Consider the following 11866-nt stretch of genomic DNA (forward strand, 5'->3'; position numbering starts at 1 on the left):
CCGAACAAACCCTCGTCAACGTGTCCCGAGTAGGGACCCACTTATTACACGCCGCCTGCCACGGGCGGGCATGGATTGGCGGCAGGCCGAACGCGAGTACGACCCCGGGGTCACCCGGGACTCCCTCGCGGCGACGTTCGACGCCAGCGCCCGCGAGCACGCGGACCGCGTCGCTCAGCGCTACAAGGGCGGCGCCTACGACCGCTCGCTCGTCCGGGCGGGCGTCGTCGACGCCGCGCCCGACGGCGACTACGCGGACCTGACCTACCGCGACCTGCGCGACCTGGTCCGTCGGCTCTCGGCTGGCCTCCGGGAACTGGGCGTGACCGCCGGCGACCGCGTCGGGATCTTCGCGGACACGCGGATGGAGTGGGCCCACGCCGACTTCGCGCTGCTGGGCGCCGGCGCGGTCGTCACGACCGTCTACACCTCCTCCTCGCGCGATCAGGTCCGGCACCTCCTGTCGGACCCCGGCGCCTCGGGCGTCGTCGTGGAGAACCGCGACCTGCTCGACCGCGTGCTCGCCGTCGAGGACGACCTCTCGCTGGAGTTCGCCGTCCTGATCGACGGCGACGAGCACGAGCGCGAGGACGTGTACACGCTCGGGGAGGTCCACGACCTCGGCGCCGCCGTCGACCCCGGCGACGGCTGGGTGGTCGAGCGCGACCTCGACGACCTCGCGAGCCTCATCTACACCTCCGGGACCACCGGCACGCCGAAGGGCGTCGAGCTCACCCACCGCAACTTCCTCGCCAACGTCGACCAGTGCATGCGCCGGTTCGGCCCCCGCCCGGACAAGGCCGAGGACGTCCCCGTCGTCGACGAGACGACCGTCACGCTGTCGTTCCTCCCGCTCGCGCACGTGTTCGAGCGCCTCGCGGGCCACTTCATGATGGTCGCCGCGGGCGCCACCGTCGCGTACGCGGAGTCCCCCGACACCCTCCGGGAGGACTTCGGGCTGGTGCGCCCCTCGACGGCGACGAGCGTCCCCCGGGTGTACGAGAAGCTCTACGCGGCGATCCGCGAGCAGGCGTCCGAGTCGAGCGTGAAGCGACGGATCTTCGAGTGGGCGACCGGCGTCGGCCGCGAGTTCCACCGCGCCGACGACCCCGGCGTCGGCCTGCGGGCGCGCTACCGACTCGCGGACCGGCTGGTGTTCTCGACGGTAACGGAGGCGCTCGGCGGCAACGTCGACTTCTTCATCTCCGGCGGGGGGTCGCTGTCGGCGGACCTCTGTGAGCTGTACCACGGCATGGGCCTCCCGATCCTCGAGGGGTACGGCCTCACCGAGACGGCGCCGGTCGTCGCGGTCAACCCTCCCGAGGAGCCGAAGGTGGGGACGATCGGCCCGCCCGTCCACGGGGTGGACGTGCGCGTCGACGAGGACGTGAGCGGGGTCGGCGGCGGGGGCCGTTCCGGCGACGGCGGGGTCGGCGACGGCGGCGGCGAGGTCGGCGAACTGCTCGTCCGCGGGCCGAACGTCTTCCGCGGCTACCGCGGCCTCCCGGAGCGGACCGAGGCGGCCTTCACGGAGGTCGACGGCGAGCGCTGGTTCCGCACGGGCGACGTGGTCGAGATCCGTCCGGACGGGTACCTCTCCTTCCGCGAGCGGGCGAAACAGCTCCTGAAGCTCTCGACGGGCAAGTACGTCCCGCCGGGCGCGGTCGAGGACGCCTTCGCCGCCAGCGAGTACGTCGAGCAGGCGATGGTCGTCGGCGACGCCCGGAAGTTCGTCTCGGCGCTGCTCGTCCCGAACCTCGCGGCGGTCCGCGAGTGGGGCGAGGCGGAGGGGCACGACCTCCCCGACGACGCCGACGCGCTGTGTCGCGACGACCGCGTCCGCGACCTGATCGGGGCCGAGGTGGACCGCGTCAACCGGCGCTTCGAGTCCCACGAGACGGTCAAGCGGTTCCGGCTGGTGCCCGAGGAGTTCTCCGAGGAGAACGGCCTGCTCACGCCGACGATGAAGAAGAAGCGCCGGAACATCCTCGACCGGTACGCCGACGAGATCGAGGACATGTACGCGGGCGAGTGACGCACGGCGATCGCCGGTCCCCGTCGCCGCCGCAGTAGTGGCCTTTTTCACTCGCCTTCCCGAGCCACACCTATGGAGGTGAGGGGATGTCGGCGGGAGCCGGCCAACTGATCGCGGTCGTCGCCGTCATCATCGCCGTCGGCGTCGTCGCACAGCTGCTGTCGGATCGGTATCAGCTCCCGAGCATCATCTTCCTCATCGCCGCCGGTATCGCTCTCGGCCCGGAGGGGCTGGGCATCATCACCCAGCAGACGTTCGGGCTGACCGGGCTGTCGACCATCGTCGGCCTCTCGGTCGCCATCATCGTCTTCGAGGGGGCGTTCCACCTGAAGATCGACGAGCTCCGCCAGGCGCCGGCGGCGTCGATCCGACTGGTCACGGTCGGCGCCGCCATCGCGTTCCTCGGCACGACCGCCGTCGTTCGGTTCGCGCTGGGCGTCGAGTGGCTCGTCGCCGCGCTCGTCGGGGCGCTGCTCGTGGCGACCGGCCCGACGGTGATCGCGCCGATCCTCGACGTGGTGCCGGTGCGCGACCGGGTCGCCACCGCGCTCGACACCGAGGGGATCGTCAACGACGTGACCGCCGCGATCCTCGCGGTCGTCATCTTCGAGGCCATCGTCTCGGACACCACCGACCCCGTCGAGCTGATCGCGCTGTTCGCGGAGCGGCTCGGCGTCGGGGTCGTCGTCGGCGCGCTCGTCGCCGCCGTCGTCTACTACGCGCTCCGGTACGTCGATCTCTCGCCGGGCAACGCCCCGCGGAACGCCCGGCTGCTCGTGCTGGCGGGGGCGCTCGTCGCCTACGGCGAGGCGAACCTCGTGCGCACCGAGGCGGGGATCGCCGCCGTCGCCGTCGCGGGCATCCTGCTGGGCAACGCGGACATCCCGTACGAGGAGCAGATCACGGACTTCAAGGGGGACATCACCCTGCTGGTCCTCTCGTTCGTGTTCATCTCGCTGGCGGCGCTGCTGGAGTTCGAGAACCTGATCCGGCTCGGGGTCGGCGGCGTCGCGGTCGTCGTCGCGGTGATGTTCGTCATCCGGCCGGCGCTGGTCATGCTGTCGACGGTCGGGGACAGCTTCGAGCGCAACGAGCGCGTGTTCATGTCGCTGGTCGGCCCGCGCGGTATCATCCCGGCGTCCGTCGCGACCCTGTTCGCCGTCGAACTGGCGAACGCGGGAATGATGGCGGCGGCGAACGTCCTCGTCGGGACGGTCTTCCTCGTCATCATGGCGACGGTGGTGCTGGAGGGCGGGTTCGCCAGACAGATCGCGGAGAAGCTCGACGTGATTCCAATGAGAGTACTCATCATCGGCGGCGGGACGGTGGGCCGCACGCTCGCCGACCGCCTCGAGGACCGCGGCGAGGAGGTGGTCCTCATCGAGAACGACGAAGACGTGGTAGAGATCGCCAGAGACGGGGGACACAAGGTCCACATCGGCGACGGCACCGACACGGACGTGCTCCGGTCGGCGGGCGCGGAGAACGCCCGCATCGTCGTCGCCGCCACGGGGGACGACGACGTGAACCTGCTGGTGGCCCAGCTGGCCGAGTCGAAGTTCGACCCGGAGACCGTCCTCGCGCGGGTGAACAATCCCGACAACGTCGACGCGTTCGAGGAGCTGGGCGTGCGGACCGTCTCGTCGGTGTTCGCGACCGCGCAGGCCCTCGACAACTACATCGAGCGGCCGGCGCTGGCCAACTGGATGAACGAGATCGGTCGCTCGGGCGACGTCCAGGAGATCGAGATCACCTCGGACGACACGGACGGCAAGACCGTCGCCGACCTGGGCTCGGAGCTCCCCGGGAACAGCCTGATCGCGCTCGTCGCCCGCGACGGGGAGACGCTGGTGCCCGATCAGGGGTTCACCCTGCAGCGAGGGGACCGGGTCACCGTCATCGGCAACCGCGAGGACGTCCGGACCGCGATGCAGCGCCTCCATCCCGAGTAGCGACGCCGCCCCGGGCCGGCCGACCGCGTCGCCCTCGGGGGCCTCGCGGTCCGGCGGAGGTCGACCGGGACCGCCGATTCAGTTACCGCCGGCGTTTCCGTTGCCGCCGTTGCCGTTCCCTCCCCCGTTGCCGCCGCCTCCTCCGCCCGGCGGGTTCCGCAGGAACGGCTCGTAGGCGACGTTGCCGACCACGTCCGCCCGCTCGTCGTCGTCGGCGTCCTGGTTGAACGCGGCCTCCTCGGGACCGTCGCGGCTCCCCCACCAGTTGTTGCGCGCGTCGACCTCGGGATCGTTCGAGGGGTCGCGGTTGCCGCCGTCGGTGCCGTTTCGGTTGTTCACCCCGATCGCGACCTCGAAGCGGTTGGCCCGGAAGCGGACGCCGGCGCCGTCGCCGTCGATCTTCACCGCCTCGGGGAGGATCGTCTCCGCGCTGGTGATGTTCTCGAACACGTTGCGCACGACCGTCGTGTCCTCGGTCGACGGCGATGCGATGTTGAGTCCCTGCGCGAAGGTGAACCCGAAGTCGACGCCGTCCGATGGATCGGAGTCGGTGTCGTCGGCGGCGACGAGGTCGCGCACCTCGTTGTTGACGATAGCCAGTCCCTCAGTCTCGTGCTGGACGACGATCCCCAGCGGCGCGACGTCGCTCTCGATCCCCTCGATCGTGTTGTTGACGACCGAGCAGTCGGAGACCGTTCCGGGATCGCTGTTGTCGGCGTCGAAGAGGATCCCGTTCACCGTGGGGAAGCCGGAGTCATCCGTCGTCTCCTGGTCGAGGTTCCGGATCTCGTTGTTCGCGATCGCGATCCCGTCGTGGTCGCCCTGGCCGACGATCACTCCGGTGACACCCAGTCGGCCCGTGGGGCCGATATCCTCGATCGTGTTGCCCTCGATCGTCGCGTCGTCGATGTCTCGTTCCACCTTGACCCCGAGCAGGCCGTCCGGGTTCGTGACGGTGAAGCCCGACAGCGTGACGCCGTCGGCGTCGATGCTGACGGCGACGTTCGTGCCGCCGCCGTTGATCGTCGGGTCCGCGTCGGTCTCGACGGTGAGGTCGGACTTGTTGATCGTCACCGGGTCGTACGTCGCGTCGTCGGCGACGACGATCGTGTCGCCGTCGTCCGCGCCGTCGATCGCCGTCTGGAGCGCGTCGCCGCCGCCGGTGACGGTCGTCGTCGCCGCGGCGGCGCTCCCGGCCGCGCCCGCGAGCGCGACCCCGCCGACCGCCAGCGTTCCCGCCCGCAGCGCCCCCCGCCGCGACATCGTCCGCCGTTCGCGTCGCTCTCGTGTCATTCCACTACTCGCTTCGGCGGACGGATATATATAGCCACCTCGCCGCTCCAGCGGCTCAGGAGTCCCGCTCGGCCCACCGGACCCACGCGACCCAGTATCCGACCGCCAGCGACGGGAGGAGCCACCACGTGGGCTCGGTCGGCGAGAACGCCGGGACGAGCCCGCGGTCGACCGCGAGCATCACGGCCGGCATCGCGGCCGTGAGACACCCGACGGCGGCGAGGCGGCGGCGGTCGGTCGGCACGCACGGACCGAGGGAGCCGGCCGGCATGGGCGTTGCGGAAGGGGACGGACGCCGGTCGACGCGAGCGGTGCGGGAACGAGCGACGACCGACCGAACGCGGTCGCTCGTGGCGCCGTCCGTTCGCGTCCGCAATTCCTGCCAGTTTATCATCCCGGATCCGAAAGACACGGGCAATGGTCGTCGGAGACATCTCGACAGGCACGGACGTCGCGGTCATCGGGGCCGGCCCGGGCGGCTACGTCGCCGCCATCCGCGCGGCACAGCTGGGGCTCGACACGACGCTCATCGAGCGGGACGCGTACGGCGGCACCTGCCTCAACCACGGCTGCATCCCGTCGAAGGCGTTCATCCACGGCGCGAACGTCGCCCACGAGGCGGGCAACGCCGAGGAGATGGGGGTCTACGCCGACCCGGCCGTCGACGTGGAGCGCATGCAGCGCTGGAAGGGGGGCGTCGTCGACCGGCTCACCGGCGGCGTCGAGAAGCTCTGCAAGGCCAACGGCGTCAACCTCGTCGAGGGGACCGCCACGTTCGCCGACGAGAACAAGCTCCGCGTCGCCCACGGCGGCGCCGGGCAGGGCAGCGAGTCCATCGAGTTCGAGCACGCGATCGTCGCCACGGGGTCGCGGCCGATCCAGGTGCCCGGCTTCGAGTTCGACGGGGAGTACGTGCTCTCCTCGCGCGACCTGCTGGGGATGGAGACGCTCCCGGACAGCCTCGTCGTCGTCGGCGCCGGCTACATCGGCATGGAGCTGTCGACGATGCTCGCGAAGCTCGGCACGGACGTGACCGTGGTCGAGATGCTCGACGACGTGCTCCCCGGGTACGAGGAGGACGTCCGGCGCATCGTCCGCAAACGCGCCGAGGAGCTGGGGGTGGAGTTCCACTTCGGCGAGGGCGCCGCCGGCTGGGAGGAGACCGCCGACGGCGGCGTCGCCGTCGCCACCGAGACGGAGGACGGCGAGGAGTCGGAGTACCTCGCGGACAAGGTGCTCGTCGCCGTCGGCCGCTCGCCCGTCACCGACACGCTGGAGCTGGAGAACGTCGGCCTCGAACCGAACGAGGACGGTTTCATCGAGACGGACCACCAGGCCAGGACCGACGTGGACTCGATCTTCGCCGTCGGCGACGTGGCCGGCGAGCCGATGCTCGCGCACAAGGCCAGCAAGGAGGGCATCGTCGCCGCGGAGGTCGCCGCCGGCGAACCCGCCGCGCTCGACTACCAGGCGGTGCCCGCCGCGGTGTTCACCGACCCCGAGATCGCGACCGTCGGCCTCACCGAGGCCGAGGCCGAGGCGGAGGGCTTCACGCCCGTCGTCGGGCAGATGCCGTTCAACGCCTCCGGGCGCGCGCTCACGACGACCCACACCGAGGGGTTCGTCCGGATCGTCGCCGACGAGGAGACCGGCTTCGTGCTCGGCGGCCAGATCGTCGGTCCCGAGGCCTCCGAGCTGATCGCCGAACTCGCGCTCGCCGTCGAGATGGGCGCGTCGCTGGAGGACGTAGCCGCGACGATCCACACCCACCCCACGCTCGCGGAGGCGACGATGGAGGCCGCCGAGAACGCGATGGGGCAGGCGATCCACACGCTGAACCGGTAGGCGGGTCGCCGCCCCGTTCGCGTCACGCTTTTCACACGACGGCGAGTCCCCGCACCCATGGGCCTGTTCGACCGCGACACGGACATGAGCGACGACGACATCGAGGGCGACGGCGACGCGGCCGCCGCCGCCGACGGACCGACGTTCGAGCCGGTCCCCGGAACCGCCGAGCGCGACGACGGGAACGACGGCGAGGAGGGTGGCGGCCCCGACGAGGACCCGCTGTCGAAGCTCGTCGGCGCGCGGTTCCGCGACGACGACTTCAGCGGGACGCTCAAGCGCGCCGTCGACGTGGAGGCGGGCGTCGTGCTGTACGCGTACGGCAACGGGAACGCGGGCGGCCTCACGGCGGTCCCCATCGACCGGACGCGCCTGCTCGACGACGAGTAACGACCCCGGACCGCCGCGTCCGCCGCCCCGAACCCGACGATCCGAGTCCCGTGGGCCTTTGTATCGCCGGCGTGTTTCGAAACGTAATGAGCGACGCGGAGGACGACCACGGCGACTTCGCGGAGATCCGCGAGTCCGTCGACGGCAACCCGATGTCCGGGCTGCTCCGGTACTGCGTGCCCTACTGGCCCCGGCTGTCGGTGGGGTTGGCGGCGGCGATCACCACCCGGCTCGCCCGGCTGCTCCCCTCGCTGCTGGTCGCGGCGGCCATCGACCGCGTCATCCTCGGGAGCGGCGAGGCGGGGCTGCTCGCGCAGGCCGGCCTCCTCCCCTCCGGCACCATCGCGGGGGAGGCCGCGCGGCTGGCGTTCCTCCAGCGGCTCGTCGTCATCGCGGCGCTGGCGTACCTGATCCGCTCGGTGACGCGGTTCGCCTCGCGGTACCTGTTCCAGTCGACCGCCCAGAAGGTGCAACGCGACCTCCGCAACGACACGTACGACCACATGCAGCACCTCTCGCTGGGCTTCTTCGCGGACCACCAGACGGGGGCGATGATGTCCGTGCTGAACCAGGACGTGAACCGCCTGGAGCAGTTCCTCAACACCGAGATCCGGCAGGCGATCCGCGTCGTCGCCACCGTGGGGGGGATCGCGGCGATCATGTACACCTACTCGCCGAAGCTCGCGCTCGTCGCGCTGGCGCCGGTGCCGGTCATCGGGCTGGCGTCGGGGCGCTTCCTCACGTGGATCGAGCCGAAGTACCGCGGCATCCGCGAGACGGTCTCCCGGCTCAACTCCCGGCTGGAGAACAACATCGGCGGCGCCCGCGTGATCAAGGCGTTCAACCGCCACGACTTCGAGTTCGACCGCGTCGCCGCCCAGAGCGAGCGCTACCACGACGAGAAGGTCGAGGCGATCCGCGCGCGGCGGGCGTTCTTCTCCGGGCTCCGGCTGCTCACCGGCGTCGTCTTCGTCGCCATCCTCTGGATCGCCGGCAGCGATATCATCCGCTACGGCCTCGGCAACGCAGACCCCGCGACGCTCACCGCCGGGTCGGTCGCGCTGTTCTTCCTCCTCCTGCGCCGGCTCTACTCCCCGATGCGACGCGTCGGCAAGACCGCGAACAAGTACCAGCTCGCCAAATCGAGCGCCGAGCGGGTGTTCGGCCTGCTCGGCCACGACCCCCAGGTGACCTCCCCCGCGGACCCGCACGTCCCGGAGTCGGTCGACGGCCGCGTGACCTTCGACGGCGTCCGCTTCGGCTACACCGACGACGAGGAGGTCATCTCCGGGGTCGACCTGGACGTCGAGCCGGGGGAGACGGTCGGCCTCGCGGGCACGACCGGCGCCGGGAAGTCGACGCTGCTCAAGCTCATCCCGCGCTTCTACGACGTGGACGCCGGCGCCGTCGAGGTCGACGGGGTCGACGTGCGCGCGTACGACCTCGCCGCGCTCCGCGAGCACGTCGGCATCGTCGAGCAGAACCCGTACATGTTCTCGGGCACCGCCGCCGAGAACATCGGCTACGGCGACCTCTCGGCGCTGGAGGAGGGCGACTCGGACGACGACGGCGACGGGACCGGGGACGGCGCCGGCCCGGGCGAGCGCATCGTCGAGGCCGCGAAGGCGGCGGAGGCCCACGAGTTCATCACCGACCTCCCGGACGGCTACGACACCCAGATCGGCGAGCGCGGCGTGAAGCTCTCGGGCGGCCAGCGCCAGCGCATCGCCATCGCGCGCGCCCTCCTGAACGACCCCGAGATCATCGTCCTCGACGAGGCGACCTCCGACGTGGACACCGAGACCGAGGAGCTGATCCAGCGGAGCCTCCGCCGGCTCATCGCCGACCGGACGGCGTTCGTCATCGCCCACCGGCTGTCGACCATCCGCGACGCCGACCGCGTGGTCGTCATGGAGGAGGGCCGGATCGCAGAGCAGGGCACCCACGACGAACTGGTCGCCGCGGACGGCGACTACGCGGCCCTGTGGGCGCGGCAGGCGGGCGAGGACGGGGAGCGACCGGAGCCGGCCGTCGCGCCCACGGACGACGACTAGCTCCGGCGGGCGCCGCCCCCTCCCGCCCCGGTCGCGCTCACGCGCGCCCGCGCCCGCCCGAGGGTATTTCCGCCTCCCGCCCCTGTGTTCCCCCCATGAGCACACGACCGCCCGGTCCCCGCGGCGAGCCGGTGTTCGGCAACGGCCGGCGCTACTCCCGGGACCCCTTCTCGTTCATGAGCGACGTGGCGGACGCCTACGGCGACGTGATCCGCCTCGACCTCGGCCCCCGCGAGACGTACATGTTCACGAACCCCCGGGACGTCGAGCGCGTGCTCGTCTCCGAGTGGGCCGCCTACGGCAAGCCGAACCTCGACGACGCCGTCGACGACCTGCTCGGCGAGGGGCTCCTCATGAGCGAGGGCGACCGCTGGCGCCGCCAGCGCGACCTCGCGAACCCGGCGTTCCACGCCCGCCGCATCGCCGGCCTCGACGACGCCATCGTCGGCCACACCCGCGAGGCGATGGCCGACTGGAGCGACGGCGACCGGATCGACGTGCAACTGGAGCTCGCCCGACTCACCGTCCGCGTCATCGTCACCGCGATGTTCGGCACCGACATCACCGAGGAACGGGTGAAGACGGTGCAGGAGAACCTCGAACCGCTGGGCCGGCGGTTCGAGCCGAACGCGATCCGCGCGGTGATCCCCTCGTGGGCGCCGACGCGGGAGAACCGACAGTTCCACGACGCCGTCGCGACGCTGGAGGGCGTCATCGACGACCTCGTGGCGCGCCGCCGCGGCACCGAGGAGACCGCGCCCGACCCCGCCGGCGACGCCGTCGACTCGCCGATGCCGATGGACCTCCTGTCGATCCTGCTCCGGGCCCACGAGCGCGGCGAGCAGACGGAGGGGGACCTCCGCGACGAGCTGATGACGATGCTGCTGGCGGGCCACGACACGACCGCCCTCGCGCTCACCTACACCTTCTACCTCCTCTCTCAGCATCCCGAGGCGAAGGAGCGCTTCCAGCGCGAGGTGGACGCGCTCGACGGCGACCCGACCGCCGCGGACGTGCGCGACCTGACGTTCACCGACCGCGTGCTCTCGGAGGCGATGCGGCTGTACCCGCCCGTCTACACCCTGTTCCGCGAGACGAAGGTGGACACCCGCGTCGCCGGCTACCGCGTCCCCGAGGGCTCGCTGGTGATGCTCCCGCAGTGGGTGATCCACCGCTCGGACCGGTGGTACGACGACCCCCTGACGTTCGACCCCGACCGGTGGGCGCCCGAGCGCGCCGCCGAGCGCCCCCGCTTCGCGTACTTCCCGTTCGGGGCCGGCCCGCGCCACTGCATCGGCAAGCAGTTCTCGCTGCTGGAGGCGAAGCTCATCCTCGCGACGGTCGGGCGCGCGTTCGACTTCGCGTACGAGGGCCCCGACCTCGACCTCCGCGGGTCGCTGACGATGCACCCGGACCACCCGGTGCCGATGCGGCTCACCTCGCGGTAGCCGGGTCCGTCCCCCCTTCCCCCGCACCCGCCCCGGCCCGTGCGGATCCGCCCGCCGCCTCACTCCCGGAGCGGCACCCGCGCGGCGATCTCCTTGTACTCGCGCGTCCAGATCCCGAGTTCGTCGACCGTCCAGCGCACCGCCTCCAGGTCGCGCTCGCGGAGGCGCTCGACCCCCTCCGCGGGGTCGCCCCGGCCGTCCCACCCGCGCGCGAGCGTGACGTGCGGGACGTACTCCGCCCCCTCCAGCCCGTCGACGGCGCCGAACTCCCGGACGAGGCGGTCGTGGACCGTCCGGAGGGGGTCGCGGTCGGCCCCCTCGCCGGCGGTCCCTGCCACGGCCTCCACCGCGAGGAACGCGACCGGTCCGTCGCCCAGCGGCGGGTCCTCGAAGGCGTCGATCCCGCTCACGCGGAGGTCGAACGGGGCGACGCCGCGCAGGGCGGGGCGGAGCCGCTCGCGGATCCGGTGGAGGTCGTCTAGGTCGCGGCCGTCGAGGCGCTTGACGACGAGCGTGTGTCGGTCGCGGACCGACGCGAACCCGGTCAGGTCGGGCTCCAGCGAGGCGGCCAGCCGCCGGACCGCCCACGGGACGGGGACGTTGACGCTGTACACGCCGCGATCAGAGGTTGTCCGTCAGCCACAGCACGATCAGGACGACGATGACGACGCCGATGACTCCCTTCAGGGGGCCGGCGATCAGGCCGAGCGCGAAGCCGAGGATCCCGGTGAGGATCTCGACGACCAGCCAGACGATCACGAGCACCAACACGATCTTCAGCAGGTCCTCCACGTCGAGCGGCATACCCCCCGGTAGGCTCGCCGCCGACGAAAACCGTTTTGGGCGGGC

10 protein-coding genes are annotated in these 11866 nt (G+C 71.6%); 6 read left to right on the forward strand and 4 right to left on the reverse strand.

The features are described 5' to 3' along the window. Nucleotides 1-70: 70 nt before the first annotated feature. Both ACQUQ1_RS00115 and ACQUQ1_RS00120 read left to right on the forward strand, forming a co-directional pair. Nucleotides 71-2035, forward strand: coding sequence for an AMP-dependent synthetase/ligase (locus ACQUQ1_RS00115; RefSeq protein WP_435062009.1), 1965 nt, complete (start codon nucleotides 71-73; stop codon nucleotides 2033-2035). Between the two features lie 86 nt (nucleotides 2036-2121). Continuing rightward, on the forward strand, nucleotides 2122-3987 hold the full coding sequence (locus tag ACQUQ1_RS00120) for a cation:proton antiporter domain-containing protein (protein WP_435062011.1): 1866 nt from the start codon (nucleotides 2122-2124) through the stop codon (nucleotides 3985-3987). A 78-nt stretch (nucleotides 3988-4065) separates the two neighbouring features. Here ACQUQ1_RS00120 and ACQUQ1_RS00125 read toward each other — a convergent pair whose 3' ends face one another. Together ACQUQ1_RS00125 and ACQUQ1_RS00130 are read right to left on the reverse strand one after the other, a co-directional pair. Next, entirely contained in the window at nucleotides 4066-5280 is a 1215-nt protein-coding gene (locus ACQUQ1_RS00125) for a hypothetical protein (RefSeq protein ID WP_435062013.1), read from the reverse strand. Between the two features lie 55 nt (nucleotides 5281-5335). Continuing rightward, nucleotides 5336-5524, reverse strand: a complete 189-nt coding sequence (locus ACQUQ1_RS00130) for a hypothetical protein (protein ID WP_435062015.1) — start codon at nucleotides 5522-5524, stop codon at nucleotides 5336-5338. Nucleotides 5525-5697: 173 nt separating this feature from the next. Here ACQUQ1_RS00130 and lpdA point away from each other — a divergent pair, with 173 nt between their 5' ends. The 4 genes from lpdA to ACQUQ1_RS00150 all read left to right on the forward strand — a co-directional run bounded on the left by lpdA (nucleotide 5698) and on the right by ACQUQ1_RS00150 (nucleotide 11017). Beyond that, nucleotides 5698-7125, forward strand: coding sequence for a dihydrolipoyl dehydrogenase (gene lpdA / locus ACQUQ1_RS00135; protein ID WP_435062017.1), 1428 nt, complete (start codon nucleotides 5698-5700; stop codon nucleotides 7123-7125). Between the two features lie 57 nt (nucleotides 7126-7182). After that, nucleotides 7183-7515 carry a hypothetical protein gene (locus tag ACQUQ1_RS00140; RefSeq protein ID WP_435062019.1) on the forward strand — a complete coding sequence of 111 codons (333 nt, stop codon included), beginning with the start codon at nucleotides 7183-7185 and terminating at the stop codon, nucleotides 7513-7515. Between the two features lie 86 nt (nucleotides 7516-7601). Further along, the gene (locus ACQUQ1_RS00145) at nucleotides 7602-9569 is read left to right on the forward strand and encodes an ABC transporter ATP-binding protein (RefSeq protein ID WP_435062021.1); all 1968 of its coding nucleotides are present in this window, start codon (nucleotides 7602-7604) and stop codon (nucleotides 9567-9569) included. Nucleotides 9570-9664: 95 nt separating this feature from the next. Then, nucleotides 9665-11017, forward strand: a complete 1353-nt coding sequence (locus ACQUQ1_RS00150) for a cytochrome P450 (protein ID WP_435062023.1) — start codon at nucleotides 9665-9667, stop codon at nucleotides 11015-11017. 59 nt (nucleotides 11018-11076) lie between these two features. Here the strand turns inward: ACQUQ1_RS00150 and ACQUQ1_RS00155 are convergent, their stop codons facing one another. Next, entirely contained in the window at nucleotides 11077-11631 is a 555-nt protein-coding gene (locus ACQUQ1_RS00155; protein WP_435062025.1) for a 2'-5' RNA ligase family protein, read from the reverse strand. A gap of 7 nt (nucleotides 11632-11638) precedes the next feature. Further along, entirely contained in the window at nucleotides 11639-11821 is a 183-nt protein-coding gene (locus ACQUQ1_RS00160; protein WP_435062027.1) for a DUF7554 family protein, read from the reverse strand. Nucleotides 11822-11866: the final 45 nt, after the last annotated feature.

The organism is Halobaculum sp. EA56, from assembly GCF_051195075.1.
Lineage (GTDB): Archaea > Halobacteriota > Halobacteria > Halobacteriales > Haloferacaceae > Halobaculum.

Bases quoted from the DNA above. Each gene is read 5' to 3' on its own strand.
- ACQUQ1_RS00115 (WP_435062009.1), top strand. From the start codon at position 71: ATGGATTGGCGGCAGGCCGAACGCGAGTACGACCCCGGGGTCACCCGG.
- ACQUQ1_RS00120 (WP_435062011.1), top strand. From the start codon at position 2,122: ATGTCGGCGGGAGCCGGCCAACTGATCGCGGTCGTCGCCGTCATCATC.
- ACQUQ1_RS00125 (WP_435062013.1), bottom strand. From the start codon at position 5,280: ATGACACGAGAGCGACGCGAACGGCGGACGATGTCGCGGCGGGGGGCG.
- lpdA (WP_435062017.1), top strand. From the start codon at position 5,698: ATGGTCGTCGGAGACATCTCGACAGGCACGGACGTCGCGGTCATCGGG.
- ACQUQ1_RS00140 (WP_435062019.1), top strand. From the start codon at position 7,183: ATGGGCCTGTTCGACCGCGACACGGACATGAGCGACGACGACATCGAG.
- ACQUQ1_RS00145 (WP_435062021.1), top strand. From the start codon at position 7,602: ATGAGCGACGCGGAGGACGACCACGGCGACTTCGCGGAGATCCGCGAG.
- ACQUQ1_RS00150 (WP_435062023.1), top strand. From the start codon at position 9,665: ATGAGCACACGACCGCCCGGTCCCCGCGGCGAGCCGGTGTTCGGCAAC.
- ACQUQ1_RS00160 (WP_435062027.1), bottom strand. From the start codon at position 11,821: ATGCCGCTCGACGTGGAGGACCTGCTGAAGATCGTGTTGGTGCTCGTG.